Origin of the sequence: Rhodoblastus sp., from assembly GCF_019449565.1 — a bacterium.
GTDB lineage: Bacteria > Pseudomonadota > Alphaproteobacteria > Rhizobiales > Beijerinckiaceae > Rhodoblastus.
The window spans coordinates 68,948-89,223 of record NZ_JAGRPM010000027.1 but is presented as its reverse complement, the minus strand read 5'-3'; the positions used below and the strand labels follow the sequence as shown (position 1 = coordinate 89,223).

The window sequence follows — 20,276 nt, the reverse complement described above, 5'->3', positions numbered from 1 at the left end:
GTCAGCCATGGCTTTGCCGAAGCTGAAGGAACATGACGCGTCCGAAGATCTGGCGCAGATGACGCGGAATGCGCGGGAAGCGAGCGAATTCCTGAAGGCGCTGGCGCATGAATCGCGCCTGCTGATTTTGTGCATCCTGTCGGAAGGCGAAAAATCAGTCGGCGATCTCGAAACGATCCTGGATCAGCGCCAGTCCACAGTTTCGCAGCAACTGGCGCGGCTGCGCCTCGACGGGCTGGTCACGACGCGCCGTGAAGGCAAGAGCGTCTATTATCGCCTGGCCAATGAGGACGTGCGCACGATCCTCACCGCGCTTCATTCGGTGTACTGCCAACCGCCGAAACGCCGCCGGGCCGCGCGCGCCGAGGGACGCGGGGATTGACGACCCGCGCGCCCGCCCTCCGCGTCAGTCCGCGGGGGCGTCCTCGCCTTTCCTGACTTCCTTCAACTTGCCGATGCCAAGCATGTTGAGCGCCGCCGTTTCATAGAACGGCTCGCTTGTCCCCTTGCGCATCTTGCGGATGAAATATTTCTCGAAGCCGATCTTGGCCGCATGAACCCAGCGGCCCGACGCCGACCAATTGACATTGCGCGGCGGTATCTGCGGCTGGGCGACGAAAGCGACGCCGGTGTCGCCGAAATCGGCGAGACAGATCGCGTTCCAGCTTCCCCGATAGACCGGCTTGCGGCCGCGCAAAATCTCGCCGATGTTTTTCGCCGCCGCAGTGACCATGGACTCGATCATGAAACCTGTCTTGGGCACGCCGCAGGGCACGGGCGTCGGACCCATCGGCGGAATGGCGACGCAGACGCCGACCGCGAAAATATTCTTGTACCGCTCGTTCTGCTGATGCCTGTCGGCGAGAACGAAGCCACGTGGATTGACCAGCCCGTCAATGCCGCGCAAGGGCTTGATGCCCCGGAAGGCCGGCAGCATCATCGCCATGCCAAAGGGCAGTTCGCGCGTCGCCTTGACGGCGCCATCGTCCGCGATTTCCTCGACCACCATCTTGCCGCTCTCGACCTTTTTCACGCGCGAGCTGGTCATCCATTTAATATGCTTTTCGCGCAGGGCGCTCTCCAGCAGCCCCTTGGTGTCGCCGACGCCATCGAGACCGAGATGGCCGATATAGGGCTCGGAGGTCACGAAGGTCATCGGAACCTGATCGCGGATCTTGCGGCGGCGCAGTTCCGCTTCAATGATAAAAGTGAATTCATAGGCCGGCCCATAGCAGGACGCGCCCTGAACAGCGCCGGTGATGATGGCGCCGGGCTTCTTGCAGAAGTCCTCCAGGCTCAGGGCGATTTTTTCGGCATGATCGATATGGCAAACCGAGCTGGTGTGCCCATTGGGGCCGAAGCCCTCGATCTCGTCGAAAGCGAGTTCGGGGCCGGTGGCGATGACCAGATAATCATAGGCGAGCGTCGAGCCGTCCTCGAGTTCCAGGCGCTTGGCTTCGGGATCAAGTTTGGCGACCGGCACAGGCCTGAACTCGATGCCTCGGCGTGCTAAGGTCGGCGCAAGGTCGATCTCGACCGCTTCGCGTGTTCGCCAGCCTACAGCCACCCATGGATTGGACGGCACGAAATGATAGATCGGATCCTTGGTGACGACTGTCAGCCGATCCTCCGGCCGCATCGCGTCTTTCATTTCATAAGCCATGATGACACCGGCCAGACCGGCGCCCATGATGACGATATCCGCCATGTTTCCCCTCCCCTTCGGCGCTGATTTTTTTTGCGCCGCAATATATTATTATATTAATATATTCGATTATTTGTATTTTTCCAATAGGCCGAAAGTTCGGGGCCGCCGCATCACCGGTCGGGCCGTTTGCGACTCGTCGCCCCGTTGACTCACATCCTTTATATTGTAATATTCATATTTATGAATATAAATGTCAGTCGACCGGCGAAGGCGATGCTCGCGCCGGCGCAACCTGGCGGCGCGGAGACGGAATAGTGTTCGGCTGGTTTGGCGGAAGCCACGATTACAAGACGTTCACCCCCGGAGAATTGCGTGATCTGCTGGGCGAAAAAGATGGCGGCTACGTGCTGGCTGACGTGCGCGAGGCCAATGAATGGGCCGGAGGACATATTCCCGACGCGGTCCATGTTCCGCTATCGCGTTTCGCCGCTTCCGTCGCAACGCTCCCCCGGGACAAGAAGATCGTCTTCTATTGTCAGTCCGGCATGCGCTCGAAAAACGCGCTGAACCAGGCGAAGAAGCTGGGCCTTCCAGTGGAAGGACATCTCGGCGGCGGCATTTTGGAATGGCGCAGGAACGAATTGCCGATCGGGCGCTGAATCGAACTTGGAAACGCGCCATCGCTTCCCTTTCATATTCATGAAACAGAATGTTTTTGAGGATTGCACATGACAGTCAACGACGCCGTACGCGCGCTGGCAGGGACGATGGTTTTGATCTCCGTCGCGCTGGTTTATTTCGTCTCGCCCTGGTTCCTGCTGTTCACGGCCTTCATCGGCCTGAACCTACTGCAATCGGCCTTTACCGGCTTTTGCCCGCCCTCAATCCTGTTCCGCAGGATGGGTCTGCGCGACCGTTGATCTTTGCTTGACGACCCGCCGACGCCAGCGCGTCGGCGAGTCGTCCGCTGCGGTCGGCTCTATTCCGGCACGGCAATGCCAGAGCCGCCCAGTTCGGCCGGAAAGTCCTTGAGCTTGGGCAGCCCGTCCTTCATGCGAAGCACTGTCTCTGCATAATTGACGTGGACGCCCGGTTCAAACTGGAGCGTCGGGATCGTCGCGGCATAGACATCGACCAATCCGAGCGGCGGATGGTTTGTCAGCAACCCGCCGCCGCACAGTTTGCAGAACTGGCGGTTGCTCAGCTCGGTCTTCATGAACTGGCCGAGATATTCGGCGCCTTTCGTGACTTTCACGCTTTTCGGCTTCCACAGTGTGAAGGCGTTCACCGGGGCGGCCGACCAGGATCTGCACGAACTGCAATGGCAGTACCCCATGGCCTCGGGAGCTCCCTCGACCTCGATTTCGACGGCGCCGCAAAAACAGCGGCCTTTGTGCATGGTCATATCCCTCTCCCCTGACATTCGCTTCTTGAGGGCGCGCCCTCTTTCGACAAATTATTTCGTCTTGGCGCATATTGAATGATCCGGCGTCCGCATTTCTTGACCTGGCGTCCGGCTTTCGAATGGAGTCCGATGCTTAGATCCGGCCTCGATCAACCAGGGCGAATTCCAATGGCGACCGACGCGCTTTCTAATCTCCTGAGAACTGTGCGTTTGACCGGCGCGACCTTCTTCAACGTCGCCGCGCAGGACGCCTGGGCGGTCGGATCGCCGGACCCGGCCGCGATCCTGCCAAAAATCCTGCCGGGCGCCGATCATCTGATCGCCTATCACGTCGTGACCGCCGGACATTGTTTCGCCTGCCCGCTCGACGCCGAACCCATCGCGCTCGAAGCCGGGGAGGTTATTGTCTTCACCCGCGGCGACGCGCACGTCATGTCGAGCAGTCCGGACGTGCGCGCCGATCCGCCGACAACCGACGTGCTCGACATAGCCTTTGCCGGCCGGATGCCTTTCCAGATCAACTTCGCGAACGGCGGCCCGGGCTCGACCAATCTTGTCTGCGGCTATCTCGCCTGCGACTCGCAACCGTTCAATCCCTTGCTCGAAGCCCTGCCCTCCGTGATCAAGGCCGGCGATAAAAAAGGAGGCGAAACGGACTGGCTCGGCCATTTCATCCGCTTTGCGGTGGCGGAGGTCGCCGACAAACGCGCCGGCGGCGATACGGTCTTGACCAAGCTGAGCGAACTGATGTTCGTCGATGTCCTGCGTCGCCATATCGAATCCTTGCCGGCGGAAAATAAAGGCTGGCTTGCGGGATTGCGCGACCCCATTGTCGGCAGGGCGCTGTCGCTGATCCACGACAAACCGGCCCATGACTGGACGATCGAAGCGCTGGCGAGGCAATCCGGCGCCTCACGCGCAGTTCTCGCAGAACGTTTCACCGCGCTCGTCGGGATTCCACCGATGCGCTATCTCGCAAAATGGCGCATGCAGATCGCGTCGGAACTCCTGACCAGCGGGGGCGCAAACATGGCTCGCATCGCCGACGAAATTGGCTACGAATCCGAAGCCGCCTTCAGCCGCGCCTTCAAGAAAATGGTCGGCGTTCCGCCGTCGGCCTGGCGGCTCGGCGCGCGCCCTCAGTCCAGCGGAGATCGCCTCTAATCGGGTTCTGTTCTAAAGCCCGAAGGCGGAAAGTTTGGGCAGCAGCTTGCTGCGTCCCTCAATGACGAAAGCTCGGAATTTCTGCGCCGCCTTGCTGAGATCGCGGTCGGCGCGATTGAGCAGGTACCATTGCCGCACCAAGGGCATGCCCGAGACCTGCAACACGACCAGATGGCCGTCGGCGATCTCGGTCAGGCAGGTGTGCGCCGAGATCATGGCGATGCCCAGCCCCGCCATCACCGATTGCTTGATCGTCTCATTGGTGCCCATTTCCACGATTTCGAACGCGCGGCCGCCGCCAATCCGCTCCAGCAGCCGATGCATCAGCACCCTTGTGCCGGAGCCCGCCTCGCGCGCCAGGAACCTCTCCCGCAGCAGGTCCTCGGCAAGAATGTCCGGGTCGCCGGCGAGGCGATGTTCGGGCGGCGCGATGATGACATAGGGATGGTCGCCCAGGGTCGTTGCTTCGGCGTCGATATGGGCCGGCGGGCGACCCATGATGGTCAGGTCATATTCATTGCGCTCCAGCCCGCGCACGATCTCCTCGCGATTGCCGACTGCGAGGGTGACCCTTACGCCCGGGCATTCGCGCTGGAACGCCGCCACGATCGACGGCGCGAAATATTTCGCCGTGCTGACCACGCCAAACACCAGAGAGCCGGACGCGCCCGCCTTCAGCGCGTCGATTCGCTCTCCCGTGCGCACGGCGAGGCGCTCCACATCCTGCGCCATGGACAGCAATTCCGCGCCGATTTCCGTCGGCGCGAAAGGCGTGTCGCTCGCGCGCCGGAACAAGGGCGCGCCGATCAGCTCCTCCAGCAATTTGAGCTGCACGCTGATGGCGGGCGGCGTGACGTGCAATTCCGTCGCGGCGCCAGTGACCGAGCCGCGCTCGACCGTGGCGGCAAGCGCGCGCAATTGCTTCCGGGTGAGTCCCCTGAGATCGACCATTTAGATATTCTAAGAGAGACTTGCATTTTTTTAAATTTATTTTTCGCATTGGCGCGCCCAAGGTGACTTCAGGCCAGCCAGCAAGAGCGGGCCAGGAGGAATGTCCATGCCCATCAATCACGCGCCGGCGCCGCAAGCCGGGAGCGAAAGCCTTGACGCCTTTCTTTCAAGTTGGGCCGCCGCAGCCGAAGGCCGGGACAATCTGGCGCGCACTGTCGCCGGGCTGGCGCAAGCCGGCATCGCCTTGTCCGAGATCATCGCCGGCGGGCCGCTGAGCGGCGCGCTGGGCGCCGAGGTCGGCGCGCAAAACGCCGACGGCGACAAGCAGCGCCAACTCGACGTCATCGCCGACGGCTTGGTCATCGACGCCCTGCGCAAGACCCCGACCGCCTTTTACGCCTCCGAGGAAGAGGACGCCATTCTGACCCTTGATCCGGCCGGCGAGCTTGCGGTCGCCTGCGACCCGCTCGACGGCTCATCGAACATCGACTGCAACATGCCGATCGCGACGATCTTCGGCATTTTCCGCGCGACGCCGGGCGACGCCACCGCCTCATTCTTCCGGCAGGGCTCGGAACAGGTCGCGGCGGGCTATGTCGTCTATGGCCCCCAAACCAGCCTGCTGCTGACGCTTGGCGAAGGCGTGGCGCAATTCACGCTCGAACCCGCGTCGCGCCGCTTCATGCTGGTGTCGCGCAATGTCCGCATCCCGCCTTCGACGCGAGAATATGCGATCAACGCCTCGAACTACCGCCATTGGCCGGACCAGATCCGTGCTTTCATCGATGATTGCATCGAAGGCGCCGGCGGCCCGCATGGCAAGGATTTCAATATGCGCTGGCTCGCCTGCATGGTCGGCGAGGCCCATCGCATCTTCTCGCGCGGCGGGGTTTTCCTTTATCCGGGCGACGAGCGCGCGGGCTATCAGCAAGGCCGCCTGCGCCTGCTCTATGAGGCCTTTCCGGTCGCCATGCTGGTCGAGCAGGCCGGCGGCGGCGCCACCGACGGCTATGAGCGCATTCTGTCCAAGAAGCTGGAGAAGCTGCACCAGCGCACCCCGCTCGTGTTCGGCTCGATCGAGAAGGTCGCGCGCATCGCCAGCTATTTTTCCAACGCTCGTTATCAGCGCGCACATTCGCCGCTGTTCGCCGAGCGCGGCCTGTTCCAGCACTAAGGACCGACAAGAATGTCCATCAAGCATCCGATCATTTCCGTCATCGGCTCCTCCGGCGCTGGCACCAGCACCGTCAAATTCACCTTCGACCAGATTTTCCGTCGCGAGGGCATCAACGCCGCCTCGATCGAGGGCGACGCCTTCCATCGCTTTGACCGCGCCGACATGAAGGCGGAAATGGCGCGCCGCCGCGACGCCGGCGACATGACTTTCAGCCATTTTTCCGAGGACGCGAACCTGCTCGCCGAACTGGAAAAATCCTTCCGCGCCTATTCGGAGACCGGCAAGTGCACGGCGCGCACCTATGTCCACGACGCCGGTGAGGCCGAACGCCATGGCGTGCCGCCCGGCCATTTCACGGACTGGCGCGAGATCGGCGAAAACTCCGATCTGTTGTTTTACGAAGGCCTTCATGGCGCGGTGAAGACCAACACGATCGACATCGCCAGCCAGGGCGATCTCAAGATCGGCGTCGTGCCCGTGATTAATCTCGAATGGATCCAGAAAATCCATCGCGACCGCGCCTCGCGCGGCTATTCGACGGAAGCGGTCACCGACACGATCCTGCGGCGCATGCACGCCTATGTGCATGTCATCTGCCCCCAGTTCACGCAGACTGACATCAATTTCCAGCGCGTGCCGGTGGTCGACACCTCCAACCCCTTCATCGCGCGCTGGATCCCGACCGCGGGCGAATCCCTGGTGGTGATCCGCTTCCGCAATCCGGGCGGCATCGATTTCCCCTATCTGGTTTCGATGATCCACAACAGCTGGATGACCCGGGCCAATTCCATCGTCATTCCCGGCGACAAGCTCGACATCGCCATGCAGCTCATCCTCACGCCGATGATCCTGCGGCTGACCGAGCGCAGCCGCCGCACGAAATGATCCGTCTGGGCGAGGATTCGCCCAAGAATTCGCCCAAGGATTCGCTCACGAATTCGCCAAGGAGTTCATGATGACCGAGACAATGCTCGCGGAACGCGCCCCGGCGACCGCGCCCTCCTTCCCGGACATGGCCAACGCCATTCGCGCCCTCGCCATGGACGCGGTGGAAAAGGCCAAATCCGGCCACCCCGGCATGCCCATGGGCATGGCCGACGTCGCCACGGCGCTATTCACCCGCTTTCTCAAGATCGACCCGGCCGATCCCACCTGGCCCGACCGCGACCGCTTCGTGCTGTCGGCCGGCCACGGCTCGATGTTGCAATACGCCCTGCACTATCTGCTCGGCTATTCCGACATGCCCATCGAGCAATTGCAGAAGTTCCGTCAGTTCGGCTCCCATACCGCCGGCCATCCGGAATATGGCCATGCGCTCGGCATCGAGACGACCACCGGCCCGCTCGGCCAGGGAGTCGCGACCGCCGTCGGCATGGCGCTCGCCGAACGCATGATGAACGCGCGCTACGGCGACGCGCTCGTCGATCACCATACTTACGTGATCGCCGGCGACGGCTGCCTGATGGAAGGCCTGTCCCACGAGGCCATCGACCTCGCGGGGCATCTCAAGCTCGGCAAGCTGATCGTGCTGTGGGACGACAATCACATCACCATCGACGGCGAGACCAATCTCTCGACCTCCGCCGACCAGATTCTCCGCTTCACGGCGGCGGGCTGGAACGTGGCGCGCATCGACGGCCATGACGAAAAACAGATCACGGACGCATTGGCGACGGCGCGTGCGCAAGGCGACCGGCCCTGGCTGATCGCCTGCCGCACCACCATCGGCTTCGGCGCCCCGACCCGCGCCGGAACCTCCAAGGCCCATGGCGAACCGCTCGGCGCGGAAGAAATCGCCGGCGCGCGCGCCAAGCTCAACTGGCCCTACCCGCCCTTCACCGTGCCAGCGCCGATCCTGACGGAATGGCGCAAGGTTTCCGCGCGCGGCGCCGCCGCCCATGCGGAGTGGAAGGCGCGTCTCGCCGCTAGCGGCAAGAGCGCGGGTTTCACGGCGCAGGTTTCGGGCGAAACGCCGCGCGAAATCTATGTTGCGCTGAAGGAGCTGATCGCCAGCCACGTCGCCGACAAGCCGAAACTCGCCACCCGCAAGGCCTCGGAAATCGCGCTTGCCGCAATCAATGGCGCGAGCGACGTGACCATTGGCGGCTCGGCCGACCTGACCCATTCCAACCTGACCATCACCAAGGGAATGGAATCGGTGAAGCCCGGCGACTATGCAGGCCGCTACGTGCATTACGGCATCCGCGAACATGGCATGGCGGCGGCGATGAACGGCATCGCCCTGCATGGCGGCTTCATCCCCTATGGCGGCACCTTCCTGGTGTTCTCCGATTACGCGCGCGGCGCCTTGCGTCTCTCGGCCCTGATGGGCGTGCGCGTCATCTATGTCTTCACCCATGACTCGATCGGCCTTGGCGAGGATGGACCTACCCATCAGCCGGTCGAGCATCTGGCGACGCTCCGCGCACTGCCGAACCTGCTGACCTTCCGCCCCGCCGACGCGGTGGAGACGGCGGAAGCCTGGGCGGCGGCGCTGGCGGAAAAGACGACTCCCTCCGCCCTCGCCCTGACTCGTCAGGCGCTGGCCGCGCTTCGCACCGAGGCCTCGCCGGAAAATCTGACCGCCAAGGGCGCCTATGTCCTGCGCGAGGCCGAAGGCGAACGCGACGTCACCCTGCTTGCGACCGGCTCGGAAGTCGAGATCGCCGTCGCCGCAGCGGACCTGCTCGCCGCGCAGGGCGTGAAGGCCGCCGTGGTCTCCATGCCCTGCTGGGAATTGTTCGAGCGCCAGGGCGAGGCCTATCGCCGCGCGGTGCTCGGAACCGCGCCGCGCGTCGGCGTCGAGGCGGCCCTGCGCTTCGGTTGGGACCGCTGGCTCGGCGAGCGCGGCGCCTTCGTCGGCATGAATGGCTTCGGCGCCTCGGCGCCCGCAGGCGAACTTTACAAGCACTTCGGCATCACCGCGGAAGCCGTGGTCGACGCCGCCAAGACACTGATCAAGTGAGGAGACTGCAATGGCCCGGATTACGCTTCGACAATTGCTGGATTGCGCCGCCGAGCGCAGCTATGGCGTGCCCGCCTTCAACGTCAACAATATGGAGCAGGCGCTCGCCATCATGGAGGCCGCGCGTTCCGTCAACGCGCCGGTCATCATTCAGGCCAGCCGCGGCGCTCGCGCCTATGCCGGCGACATCATGTTCGCCAAGATGATGGAAGCCCTGGAGGCGATGTATCCCGAGATTCCGCTCTGCGTCCATCAGGACCATGGCGAGCGCGTCTCGACCTGCCTTTCCGCGATCCAGAACGGCTTCACCTCGGTGATGATGGATGGTTCGCTCAAGGAAGACGGCAAGACCCCCGGCAGCTACGACTATAATGTCGGGATCACCTCGGAAGTGACGCGTCTCGCCCATATGGTCGGGGCCTCGGTCGAAGGCGAACTGGGTTGCCTCGGCTCGCTCGAAACTGGCCATGGCGAGGCCGAGGATGGCCATGGATTCGAGGGCAAGCTCGACCGCTCCAGCCTGCTCACCGATCCCGACGAGGCGCTGCGTTTCGTGCAGGCGACCAAGGTGGACGCCCTGGCCGTGGCCATCGGCACCTCGCACGGCGCCTATAAGTTCACGCGCAAGCCGACCAGCGACGTGCTGGCGATGGATGTGATCGAGAAGATCCACGCCAAGCTGCCGAACACCCATATCGTCATGCACGGATCGTCCTCGGTGCCAGAGGAATATCGCAACCTGTTCAATGAGAACGGCGGCGAGATGCGCGAGACCTATGGGGTGCCGGTGGAAGAAATCGTGCGCGGCATCAGGTTCGGCGTGCGCAAGGTCAATATTGACACCGACCTGCGCCTCGCCGCCACCGCCGAGTTCCGCCGCGTCGCCAACAGGAACAAGTCGGAATTCGATCCGCGCAAATTCCTGAAGCCCGCGATGGACGCGATGGGCAAGGTCTGCCGCGACCGCTTCGAAGCCTTCGGCTGCGCGGGCCAGGCCGCCCTCATCAAGGTCAAGCCGATGAGCGAAATGGCCCGGCTTTACGCCAGCGGCGCGCTCGATCCGCACATCGAGAAAAAGGCCGCCGCCTGACCGATGGCGCGCTCCGGCGCGCCATCGACCCCCAAGAACAATTGCCCCAAAAGACAAGCGCCATCCAAAGCGACGGCCAAGAAAATGGAAACGCAAAATGGACCAGTCTGATCGCTACGCCAATCTCAACCTCACCGAGCAACAACTGATCGAGGGCGGCCGCCACGTTCTCGTGGCCTATGTCATGAAGCCCAAGGAAGGCTTCGGCAACTACCTCCAGACCGCCGCCCATTTCGCGGCGGAATCCTCCACCGGCACCAATGTCGAAGTCTCGACCACCGACGATTTTACGCGTGGCGTGGATGCGCTGGTCTATGAGATCGACGAGGCGAAGCAGATCATGAAGATCGCCTATCCGATCGAATTGTTCGACCGCAACGTGATCGACGGCCGCGCGATGATCGCTTCCTTCCTGACCCTGACCATCGGCAATAACCAGGGCATGGGCGATGTCGAATATGGCAAGATGCACGACTTCTACGTGCCACCTGCCTATCTGAAACTGTTCGACGGCCCCTCAACCACGATCAAGGATCTGTGGCGCGTGCTGGGCCGCCCTGTCGTCAATGGCGGCTTCATCGTCGGCACCATCATCAAGCCGAAGCTCGGCCTGCGTCCGCAGCCATTCGCCAACGCCTGCTATGATTTCTGGCTCGGCGGCGATTTCATCAAGAATGACGAGCCGCAGGGCAATCAGGTCTTCGCGCCGTTCAAGGAGACCGTGCGCGCCGTCAATGACGCCATGATCCGCGCCCAGGACAAGACCGGCGAGGCGAAGCTGTTCTCGTTCAACATCACCGCCGACGATCATTATGAAATGGTCGCGCGCGGCGAATATATCCTCGAAACCTTTGGCGAAAACGCCGACCACATCGCTTTCCTGGTCGACGGCTATGTCGCCGGCCCCGCCGCCATCACCACGGCGCGGCGCCGCTTCCCGAAGCAATATCTGCATTACCACCGCGCCGGCCATGGCGCCGTGACCTCGCCGAACTCCAAGCGCGGCTATTCGGCCTTCGTGCTGTCGAAAATGGCTCGCCTCCAAGGCGCCTCCGGCATCCACACCGGCACGATGGGCTATGGCAAGATGGAGGGCGAAGCCGCCGACAAGGCCATGGCTTACATGATCACCGAGGACAGCGCCGACGGCCCGTTCTACCACCAGGAATGGCTGGGCATGAACCCGACCACGCCGATCATCTCCGGCGGCATGAACGCCCTGCGCATGCCGGGCTTCTTCACTAATCTCGGCCATTCCAACCTGATCATGACGGCGGGCGGCGGCGCCTTCGGCCATATTGACGGCGGCGCGGCGGGCGCAAGGTCGCTGCGGCAGGCCGAGCAATGCTGGAAATCCGGCGCCGATCCGGTGGAATTCGCCAAGGACCATCACGAATTCGCCCGCGCCTTCGAGAGCTTTCCGCATGACGCGGACGCCCTCTTCCCGCACTGGCGCGCGAAGCTCGGCACCAAGGCCGCGTGAGCGCACTCGTCAAGGCTCGCGGCCGGCTCTCCCGGCCGCGAGCGGTTCAAGCAAAAAGGATCGCCTGAGATGAAACCCTTCGATCGTTCGATCAAGATCGCGCCGTCGATCCTGTCCGCCGATTTCGCCAATTTCGGCGCCGAATGCCGCGCCATCGAGGCGCAGGGCGCCGATTGGGTCCATGTCGATGTCATGGACGGCCATTTCGTCCCCAACATCACTTTCGGTCCTTCGACCTGCGCGGCGATCCGCAAGCATATCAAGGGCGTGATGGACGTGCATCTGATGATCGCCCCGGTCGATCCCTATATCGAGGCCTTCGTCAAATCCGGCGCCGATATCGTCACGGTCCATGCCGAGGCCGGGGCGCATCTCGACCGCTCACTGCAATTGGTGCGCTCCTTCGGCGCCAAGGCCGGCGTCTCGCTCAATCCCTCGACCCCGGCCAGCGCGCTCGAATTCGTGCTCGACCGCATCGATCTTGTGCTGGTCATGACGGTCAACCCCGGCTTCGGCGGCCAAAGTTTCATCGACAGCCAGGTCGAGAAGGTGAGGCAATTGCGCGCTATGATTGGCGAGCGTCCGATCCATATCGAAATCGACGGCGGCATTACGCCGGAAACCGCGCCGCTGGTGGCTCAGGCGGGCGCTGACGTGCTGGTCGCCGGCTCCGCCGTGTTCAAGGGCGGGTCGGTTGAAACGCCCGAGATCTACGGCCGCAACATCGCCGCCATCCGCGCAGCGGCTGAAGCGGCGCGGCAGAAACGCGCGGCGTGAATTGCGCCGGCTCTGCATGACCCCTAACGGCGGAGAGGGGAAGGCGGCGAGGTTAGCCGGTCGACGCTACAAGTAATGGATCGCGGTAACAGTGTCGTAAATAGACAAGTTCGCCTCAGGTAGTTCGACCAAAATGTCACGCGCGACGCGAGTGGATTCGACAAAATTCAGCACTTCAGTAATGGGACGACCATCGGAACACACTACATAGCGCTTTTCGTTCATCGCTTCCTCTCGGGGGACTCCGCTGTCTTGAAGCAAACCGTCTGAGTTGATCTTTATATCGGATTCAGTCTCGGATTGATCTGCGCCGGCCAACACAGAACTTTGCAATAAGCTTCGAATCAAGATTGAAACGCGCTCATCAGCCACAGCCCGAAATTCTTCGTCCTCGAGGAAAAACGTGAGGATGGCGCGCATTTCGCCGGGCGTCTTGGGCGTCTGGCTGATGATCCGCATCGCGACATCATTGTAGTCGCTCAACAGAAGCTGCTCCGCTTGGCTGGGGCGGGCGCTCGTCTCGAAAGTCTTGTCGCCCACGTCGCCTGAATCACTTCGCGGCGTCAGCTTTTCCAATTCAGCGACAAGCTCCCTGGCTTGCGCAATCAGATCGCCGACCGCCCAGTCGCCATTCTTATTTAAGTTCGACCCATCGTGGCCTGGCCGATGAGCGGATAGTTCTTCTTGTTGGTTTTTCATGCGTTGTCATCCAGTCGCTGGACTGGCTCGGGGCCGCGCGCGGCGCCCTTACCGTTCAATTTTGATAGGCGGCGCTTTGGCCGTGTTCCGCTGGCTCGCGCGTCGAGACCTCGTACCGACTGGACGGAAACAGCAGGGTTATCGAAGGTTTTGGCTGCGGCGCGCCGACGGTTAGCCTTTTGAAACGGAGCGCGCTCGTGACCTGCAAAACAAATAATTGCAGCTCAAACCAGGCGATGCTCATGCCAATGCAGGCGCGCGCGCCGACGCCAAACGGCAGATAGGCGGCTTCATTGTAACTGCGATCCAGCCGCAGCTCGTTGGGCTGAAACCACAGACGGGCGTCACGATGCAATTGCCACGGCGCGACCATGATCGTGTCGCCGACGGCGAATTTTTTGCCCGCAATCTCAACAGGTTTGAAGACTTCGCGCGACGTCCACCATCCGGCGGGATAAAGCCGCAGAATCTCGCTGACGAAAGCATGGCTGAGCTGCGCCTGCTTGAGGCGCGCGTCGTCATTTTCTTCCAGGCTCTCGAGCACCTCGTCGGCCTCGATGGCGATCATCTCCGCCAGTTCGGGGTCGTCGGCCAAATGATGGATTAGCCATCCCATTGTCGCGCCGGTCGTATGATGGCCGGCGATCAGCAAGCCGAGCACTTCGGCGGCAAGCGCTTCATCGTCGAGACCCGCCGCCTCAAGGCCTTTGATCACGTCGGACTTGTGCTCGCTTGCACGCACGCGGCGAATGACGAATTCGATCGTCTCGCGCGCTGCGTCAAGCTTTTGCGTTTCGCGCCGCATTTGACCGGGCCACCGTGGAACGAAGGGCAGCCGAAACATGCTGGCGGCAACTGAGGCTTCGACGGTGCGGACCGCCTCCACCAGAAGCGTTCTGTCGGCCGCTGACGTGGCTTCGTGGCCAAAGACAACCACACAGGCCAGCTGGAACGCCAAGAGAGGCAGATCCCTGTCGGTATCCAAAATGCGATCGACGAGGCTTCTCGCCACGAATTGATTGATAATGCCAATCATTCGATCGAGATTTGCGACGGCTGAATTGCGATGCACATGGCGATGCACCGCTTCCTTCACATTGCTGTGGTCCGCGCCCGTATTGGTCAGCAGGCTCTTTCCGACCAGCGGCCGGATGGTCTGAACCAGACTTCCCTTGTCAATCTCGGCCGTTGACCATTTCAAAACGGCGCGCGCGATTTTCGGATCGGTCACGAGCCACAAGGGCCGCAGGCCGAGATAAAGCGGCGCAAAAGAGGAATTGCTGGAAGCCGCGCGATGCAGCAGCAAAGCGAGCGGATCACGCCGGAATGCGGGCACGTCCGAAAATGGCAGCGGCATCGTCGATCTCCGTTCTGTCAATATAAGTAAGAAGCTTTTCGAACCGGGGACCGCCTTGAAGCCTCAGCGGCAATTCTCCGGCGACCACGATAATTGGGCGGCCATAGCGGTCTTTGCCGATCTCCGTCGGAGGCCCGAGAAGGTCAGTGACGATTCCGATACGGGTGACGAGACGCTCTTTGGCGAGATCGGCAAAGGCGACGAGCGAGGCCGCTCCGCGGCTGCGCGCGAAGTGAAAAATGGCCGAATATGTGTAGAGGACCGTTTCGAACGGGCGCCTGTCTTCGGCGACGGCAAGACGGCTGATCTCCCAGACCGCCGAACTTTGCGGATAGGGCTTGTTGGTCGCGAGATGACCGAATTGTTCGCGGGCTAAATAAGGAAAATCGGTGCGCGACAGCCGAAAGCAGGCTTTGATTTCCGAACCTTCGAATATCGCGCAATGTAAGGCCTCGTCCGTGTCGAATTCATCGCGTTCGAGGTCGCCCGCAACGCGCAGATTCCAACCGTAGCGATCGACCAAAATTCGCTTGCGAAATCGCATGATCTGCAGCACGGTTTCCGGCCGCTGCCATTCATGGCAATAGATTGTGCGCATTCGCTGGGCGGAAACATCGTCCCTCATGGCGTCACCTCGTTCTTATGCCTTTGAGATCAAAGACTAAGGAACGGCTCTGCCGCCATTCCCAGGACGGGGGAGTTTTGGAAATGAATCGCGATCGCCTCATCGCATCGATTGAGACGCTCAATAGCCGGGAAGCTTTGCGGGACGTTCTGCATAATCTGATTGGCGATTTCGGCTTTGGAGGATTTTGTTTCCTCGACATCAGCGACGCCTATAAGAACGACTTCCTTTATTTTGGGACGACGGGGCAAAGGTGGGAAAGCGAGTACCTGACCCATTCGTTTTTTGAAGTGGACGAGGTGATCAAGGTTGGACGCCGCACCAATAGGCCGTTCATATGGTCGGATGTTCCATTGCCGGAGCGACTAGGCAAGAAGCGATCCGGCGCGCTGAAGGTTTTCGAAGCCTCTCGAGATTATCATTTTCATAATGGCTTGGTGATTCCTCTGCACTTCGTCGACGAATTGGGCAGGTATCATTCAGCGCTATGCTCCATGACCTGGATGAGCGGCGAAGAAGAGTTCCGCCGTATGCGAGAAGAACACGGCAAAACCCTGCATTTTATTTTGACTTACTGGCTTCAGCGCGTCATCGATGTCGAAGCTGCCAATAAGGCTTTGCCATCCGACATCATGATTCGTCGGCGCACGGCTCTGAATTTTAAGTTGACCGATCGTGAAAGGGATGTCCTCTCCTGGGCGGCGCGCGGCAAGACCACCCAGGACACCGCCGACATTATCGGCATCTCGAACGAAACCGTGATCACACATATGAAAGCCGCCATGAATAAGATCGCGGCTGGCAATAAGACCCACGCAGTGGCGAAAGCGCTCCACTTGGGCTTGATCGATTTGTAGATGCGGATGCTCGTGTATAGTTCGCAAGGCGACCGTACGCTCGAAGTAAACTAAATCATGGCGGCGTTGCTGCACTAATTGCTAATTGCTAGACTAGCCGCGCTCCCGAGACTCCTTCAGCAAGGTCAAAAAAGCTGTCGCCAGTGGCGACAGCTTTTTCGCGGCCAGATGCACCGCATACCATTGCCGCATGAGGGGAAAGCCCTGCACATCGAGTTCCCGCAAGGCGCCTGAGGGGGCGTCGAGCGCGAGGACGTGACGCGACAGGACGGCAAGGCCGAGCCCGGCGGCGACCGCCTGCTTGATGGTCTCGTCGCTGCCCAGCGTCATGCGCGTCGCCGGGCTGATGCCATGTTCCACAAAATAGCGCTCCGTCACCTGGCGCGTTCCCGAGCCGGGCTCGCGCAGGATGAAGGCCTCGCTGTCAAGGCGCGCCGGTTCGATCCGCTTCTCGGCGCAGAGTGGGTGTCCGGCGGGCGCCAGCACGACCAGCGGATTTTCGATGAAGGGAATGGCCACGACGTCCGGCTCTTCGGGCGGCCGGCCCATGATGTAAAGATCGTCAAGATTCTGGCGGATGCGCTCCAGAATCTGGTCACGATTGACGACTTCGAGCACAAGCTCGATCTTGGGATGGTCGCGACAGAAATCGCCGATCAAACGGGTGGCGAAATAGCGCGCCGTGGTGATCATCGCCAGCCTCAGACAGCCGCGCTCAAAGCCCTGCAATTCGGCCAGCTCCATGCCCAGCAGGTCCAGCCGGTCCACCATGTCCCGGCTCGCCGCCGCCGCGGCTCGGCCCGCCTCGGTCAGGAAGATCCTCTTACCCGCCTGTTCATGCAGCGGCAGTCCAAGACTTTCTGACAACTGCTTGATCTGGATCGAAAAAGCCGAGGCAGTCATGTGCATCTCTTCGGCCGCCCTCGTCATGTTCATATGACGCGCGAGAGCCGCCATGAGGCGCAATTGATGGAGCGTCACCCTCCGCAGCATCATCATACTCCAGTAACATATAACGTTTGAAACAATGAACTTAACTCAAATATTGGTCCGGCGTAAAACGCTTCATCGCAATCGCAATGGCGCAAAAACCAAGCTCGAAGGGAGAGCGCGATGGAAACCAAGGTCAAGGAAATCAAGGGCAAGGAGCGCTACAAGTCCGGCGTGCTGAAATATGCCCAGATGGGCTATTGGAACGGCGAATATGAGCCCAAAGCCACCGACATCATCGCCCTTTTCCGCATCACGCCGCAAGAAGGCGTGGACCCGATCGAAGCCGCCGCCGCCGTGGCCGGCGAATCCTCCACCGCGACCTGGACGGTGGTGTGGACCGACCGCCTGACCGCCTGCGATTCCTATCGCGCCAAGGCCTATCGCGTCGATCCGGTGCCCGGCAATCCCGGCCAGTATTTCGTTTATGTCGCCTATGATTACATCCTGTTCGAGGAAGGCTCCATCGCCAACCTCACGGCTTCGATCATCGGCAATGTCTTCTCGTTCAAGCCGCTCAAGGCCGCGCGTCTCGAGGACATGTATTTCCCGCCGGCCTATGTGAAGACCTTCAAGGGTCCGCCGACCGGCATCGTGGTCGAGCGCGAACGCCTCGACAAGTTCGGCCGCCCGCTGCTCGGCGCGACGACCAAGCCGAAGCTCGGCCTCTCGGCCAAGAATTACGGCCGCGTGGTCTATGAGGGCCTCAAGGGCGGCCTGGACTTCATGAAGGACGATGAGAACATCAATTCTCAGCCCTTCATGCATTGGCGCGACCGCTTCCTCTACTGCATGGAGGCCGTGAACAAGGCTACAGCGGCCACAGGCGAGATCAAGGGCCATTACCTCAACATCACCGCCGGCACGATGGAGGAAATGTACCGCCGCGCCGAATTCGCCAAGGAGCTTGGCTCGGTCATCGTCATGATCGACCTGATCATCGGCTATACCGCGATCCAGTCCATTTCCGAATGGTGCCGCCAGAATGACATGATCCTGCATCTGCACCGCGCCGGCCACGGCACCTATACCCGGCAGAAAAACCACGGAGTGTCGTTCCGCGTCATCGCCAAATGGATGCGCCTTGCCGGCGTGGACCACATTCACGCGGGCACCGCCGTCGGCAAGCTGGAAGGCGATCCGATGACCGTGCAGGGCTATTACAACGTCTGCCGCGAGGCCACGACGAAATTGGACCTGCAGCGCGGAGTCTATTTCGACCAGGACTGGTGCGACATCCGCAAGGTCATGCCGGTCGCCTCGGGCGGCATTCACGCCGGCCAGATGCACCAGCTGCTCAGCCTGTTCGGCGACGATGTCGTGTTGCAGTTCGGCGGCGGCACCATCGGCCATCCGATGGGCATCCAGGCCGGCGCAACCGCCAATCGCGTGGCGCTGGAAGCCATGGTGCTGGCGCGCAACGAAGGCCGCGACATCGACGCGGAAGGCCCGGAAATCCTGCGCGCCGCCGCCAAATGGTGCAAGCCGCTCGAAGCCGCGCTCGACACCTGGGGCAATATTTCCTTCAACTATACCTCGACCGACACCTCGGACTTCGTGCCGACGCCGGTCGCGGCTCAGTAACAACGGCCCGGCGCTCCCTTCTCCCCTTGCGGGAGAAGGGAATATTTCGGCAAACATTTATGGAGACCAAACATGCGCATCACACAGGGATGCTTCTCTTATCTCCCCGATCTCGACGAGGATCAGATCAAGGCGCAGGTCGAATATTGCCTGCGCAACGACTGGGCCATCGGCGTCGAATATACCGACGACCCGCACCCGCGTAACACCTATTGGGAAATGTGGGGCCATCCCATGTTCGACCTGAAGGACGCCGCAGGCGTGATGATGGAGCTGAACGCCTGCCGCAAGGCCCATCCGGACGTCTATATCAAGCTCATCGCCTTCGATTCCTTGCGCGGTTTCGAAACGGTGCGCATGTCCTTCATCGTGCAGCGACCGAAAGTCGAGCCGCACTTCACGATGACCCGCACCGAGGTGCGCGGCCGCACCGTCAACATCACGATGTCGGAGCGGGCCTGACGCGCGGGCGGGGCCGGATTTCCTCCCATTTGGCCCCGCCCCCATCCCGGAAAAAACGAGCCAAAAAATCGAGCCGAAAGAGCGCACCATGAACGAGCTTGTTCCCGCGTCCGAAGGTGAAGTCGCGGCGGCGCCCGAAGCGCGGCCCGATGGCCGGATAGATCTCGCCGAGGATTATCGCTCCTCCGGCGTCGCCGACGTTCTCGGCGAACTCGACCGCGAATTGATCGGCCTCGCGCCCGTCAAGAACCGCATCCGGGAAACCGCCGCGCTGCTGCTGGTCGATCGCGCCCGGCGCAAGCTTGGGCTGGCGCATGAGACGCCGACCCTGCACATGAGCTTCACCGGCAATCCCGGCGTCGGCAAGACCACTGTCGCGCTCAAAATGGCCAATCTGCTGCACCGGCTGGGCTATGTCCGCAAGGGCCATCTCGTCTCGGTGACGCGCGACGATCTCGTCGGCCAATATATTGGCCATACCGCGCCCAAGACCCGTGAAGTGCTCAAGAAAGCCATGGGCGGCGTGCTGTTCATCGACGAGGCCTATTATCTCTACAAGCCTGACAACGAGCGCGACTATGGCCAGGAGGCCATCGAGATCCTGTTGCAGGTGATGGAGAACCATCGCGACGATCTGGTCGTGATCCTCGCCGGCTACGCCGACCGCATGGAAAACTTCTTCGCCAGCAATCCGGGCTTCCGCTCGCGCATCGCCCATCACATCGAATTCCCAGACTATGCCGACGAGGAATTGCTGCGCATCGCCGAGAGCATGCTGGCACAGCAGGATTATCGCTTCGACGCGGAAGGCCGCGCCGCCATGGTGGATTACATCGCCGTGCGCCGAGGCCTGCCCCATTTCGCCAACGCGCGATCGATTCGCAACGCCCTCGACCGCGCGCGCCTTCGCCAGGCCAACCGCCTGTTCGAGACCGGCGCGCTGGTGGATGTCGAGGCGCTATCCACCATCCGCGCCGAGGATATCAAGGCGAGCCGCGTCTTCGCCGGCGGCCTCGCCCATGAAAGAGCGAAGGACGCGTAA

General features: G+C 61.6%; 21 protein-coding genes. 14 read left to right on the top strand and 7 right to left on the bottom strand.

Going from position 1 to position 20,276, the window contains the following annotated elements; genetic code table 11:
* The first annotated feature begins 7 nt into the window (after nucleotides 1-7).
* A complete protein-coding gene (locus QZ409_RS06415; protein ID WP_296708139.1) occupies nucleotides 8-382 on the top strand; it encodes a metalloregulator ArsR/SmtB family transcription factor in 375 nt (124 codons plus the stop codon).
* A gap of 24 nt (nucleotides 383-406) precedes the next feature.
* On the opposite strand, the gene QZ409_RS06410 is transcribed toward QZ409_RS06415, so the two are convergent.
* The gene (locus QZ409_RS06410) at nucleotides 407-1,708 is read right to left on the bottom strand and encodes an FAD/NAD(P)-binding oxidoreductase (RefSeq protein ID WP_296708137.1); all 1,302 of its coding nucleotides are present in this window, start codon (nucleotides 1,706-1,708) and stop codon (nucleotides 407-409) included.
* A gap of 254 nt (nucleotides 1,709-1,962) precedes the next feature.
* Between QZ409_RS06410 and QZ409_RS06405 the strand changes: the two genes are divergently transcribed.
* Nucleotides 1,963-2,307, top strand: coding sequence for a rhodanese-like domain-containing protein (locus QZ409_RS06405; protein ID WP_296708134.1), 345 nt, complete (start codon nucleotides 1,963-1,965; stop codon nucleotides 2,305-2,307).
* A gap of 69 nt (nucleotides 2,308-2,376) precedes the next feature.
* Entirely contained in the window at nucleotides 2,377-2,568 is a 192-nt protein-coding gene (locus QZ409_RS06400; protein ID WP_296708132.1) for a DUF2892 domain-containing protein, read from the top strand.
* Between the two features lie 59 nt (nucleotides 2,569-2,627).
* On the opposite strand, the gene QZ409_RS06395 is transcribed toward QZ409_RS06400, so the two are convergent.
* On the bottom strand, nucleotides 2,628-3,053 hold the full coding sequence (locus QZ409_RS06395) for a GFA family protein (RefSeq protein WP_296708131.1): 426 nt from the start codon (nucleotides 3,051-3,053) through the stop codon (nucleotides 2,628-2,630).
* A gap of 168 nt (nucleotides 3,054-3,221) precedes the next feature.
* On the opposite strand from QZ409_RS06395, the gene QZ409_RS06390 reads away from it, so the two are divergent.
* On the top strand, nucleotides 3,222-4,217 hold the full coding sequence (locus QZ409_RS06390) for an AraC family transcriptional regulator (RefSeq protein WP_296708128.1): 996 nt from the start codon (nucleotides 3,222-3,224) through the stop codon (nucleotides 4,215-4,217).
* A 12-nt stretch (nucleotides 4,218-4,229) separates the two neighbouring features.
* On the opposite strand, the gene QZ409_RS06385 is transcribed toward QZ409_RS06390, so the two are convergent.
* Entirely contained in the window at nucleotides 4,230-5,168 is a 939-nt protein-coding gene (locus QZ409_RS06385) for a LysR substrate-binding domain-containing protein (protein ID WP_296708126.1), read from the bottom strand.
* Nucleotides 5,169-5,274: 106 nt separating this feature from the next.
* Here QZ409_RS06385 and QZ409_RS06380 point away from each other — a divergent pair, with 106 nt between their 5' ends.
* From QZ409_RS06380 to rpe, 6 genes are all read left to right on the top strand, one after another.
* Entirely contained in the window at nucleotides 5,275-6,342 is a 1,068-nt protein-coding gene (locus tag QZ409_RS06380) for a class 1 fructose-bisphosphatase (protein ID WP_296708123.1), read from the top strand.
* A 12-nt stretch (nucleotides 6,343-6,354) separates the two neighbouring features.
* On the top strand, nucleotides 6,355-7,230 hold the full coding sequence (locus QZ409_RS06375; RefSeq protein ID WP_296708120.1) for a phosphoribulokinase: 876 nt from the start codon (nucleotides 6,355-6,357) through the stop codon (nucleotides 7,228-7,230).
* A 70-nt stretch (nucleotides 7,231-7,300) separates the two neighbouring features.
* Nucleotides 7,301-9,310 (top strand): transketolase, encoded by a 2,010-nt coding sequence (gene tkt, locus QZ409_RS06370; protein ID WP_296708117.1) that lies wholly within the window; start codon nucleotides 7,301-7,303, stop codon nucleotides 9,308-9,310.
* 10 nt (nucleotides 9,311-9,320) lie between these two features.
* Complete coding sequence (fba, locus tag QZ409_RS06365) at nucleotides 9,321-10,400, top strand: class II fructose-bisphosphate aldolase (RefSeq protein WP_296708114.1); 1,080 nt, start codon at nucleotides 9,321-9,323, stop codon at nucleotides 10,398-10,400.
* A 97-nt stretch (nucleotides 10,401-10,497) separates the two neighbouring features.
* Complete coding sequence (locus QZ409_RS06360; RefSeq protein ID WP_296708111.1) at nucleotides 10,498-11,883, top strand: ribulose-bisphosphate carboxylase; 1,386 nt, start codon at nucleotides 10,498-10,500, stop codon at nucleotides 11,881-11,883.
* A 69-nt stretch (nucleotides 11,884-11,952) separates the two neighbouring features.
* Nucleotides 11,953-12,660, top strand: a complete 708-nt coding sequence (gene rpe, locus QZ409_RS06355) for a ribulose-phosphate 3-epimerase (protein ID WP_296708108.1) — start codon at nucleotides 11,953-11,955, stop codon at nucleotides 12,658-12,660.
* 66 nt (nucleotides 12,661-12,726) lie between these two features.
* On the opposite strand, the gene QZ409_RS06350 is transcribed toward rpe, so the two are convergent.
* From QZ409_RS06350 to QZ409_RS06340, 3 genes are read right to left on the bottom strand one after another with little or no spacing between them, the layout of a single operon-like run.
* Entirely contained in the window at nucleotides 12,727-13,359 is a 633-nt protein-coding gene (locus QZ409_RS06350) for a hypothetical protein (protein WP_296708103.1), read from the bottom strand.
* A gap of 55 nt (nucleotides 13,360-13,414) precedes the next feature.
* Nucleotides 13,415-14,716 (bottom strand): cytochrome P450, encoded by a 1,302-nt coding sequence (locus QZ409_RS06345; protein WP_296708100.1) that lies wholly within the window; start codon nucleotides 14,714-14,716, stop codon nucleotides 13,415-13,417.
* On the bottom strand, nucleotides 14,676-15,341 hold the full coding sequence (locus tag QZ409_RS06340; RefSeq protein ID WP_296708097.1) for an acyl-homoserine-lactone synthase: 666 nt from the start codon (nucleotides 15,339-15,341) through the stop codon (nucleotides 14,676-14,678). Before QZ409_RS06340 ends, QZ409_RS06345 begins: the two co-directional genes overlap by 41 nt.
* Nucleotides 15,342-15,424: 83 nt before the next feature.
* Here QZ409_RS06340 and QZ409_RS06335 point away from each other — a divergent pair, with 83 nt between their 5' ends.
* Complete coding sequence (locus tag QZ409_RS06335; RefSeq protein WP_296708092.1) at nucleotides 15,425-16,198, top strand: LuxR family transcriptional regulator; 774 nt, start codon at nucleotides 15,425-15,427, stop codon at nucleotides 16,196-16,198.
* Nucleotides 16,199-16,291: 93 nt separating this feature from the next.
* Here the strand turns inward: QZ409_RS06335 and QZ409_RS06330 are convergent, their stop codons facing one another.
* Nucleotides 16,292-17,191 carry a LysR family transcriptional regulator gene (locus tag QZ409_RS06330; RefSeq protein WP_296708088.1) on the bottom strand — a complete coding sequence of 300 codons (900 nt, stop codon included), beginning with the start codon at nucleotides 17,189-17,191 and terminating at the stop codon, nucleotides 16,292-16,294.
* A gap of 120 nt (nucleotides 17,192-17,311) precedes the next feature.
* Between QZ409_RS06330 and QZ409_RS06325 the strand changes: the two genes are divergently transcribed.
* The 3 genes from QZ409_RS06325 (at nucleotide 17,312) to cbbX (ending at nucleotide 20,276) form a co-directional block, all read left to right on the top strand.
* A complete protein-coding gene (locus QZ409_RS06325) occupies nucleotides 17,312-18,772 on the top strand; it encodes a form I ribulose bisphosphate carboxylase large subunit (protein WP_296708085.1) in 1,461 nt (486 codons plus the stop codon).
* A gap of 72 nt (nucleotides 18,773-18,844) precedes the next feature.
* A complete protein-coding gene (locus QZ409_RS06320) occupies nucleotides 18,845-19,234 on the top strand; it encodes a ribulose bisphosphate carboxylase small subunit (RefSeq protein ID WP_296708049.1) in 390 nt (129 codons plus the stop codon).
* Nucleotides 19,235-19,322: 88 nt separating this feature from the next.
* Nucleotides 19,323-20,276: a CbbX protein gene (gene cbbX / locus QZ409_RS06315; protein ID WP_296708046.1), complete on the top strand. Its 954-nt coding sequence runs from the start codon at nucleotides 19,323-19,325 to the stop codon at nucleotides 20,274-20,276.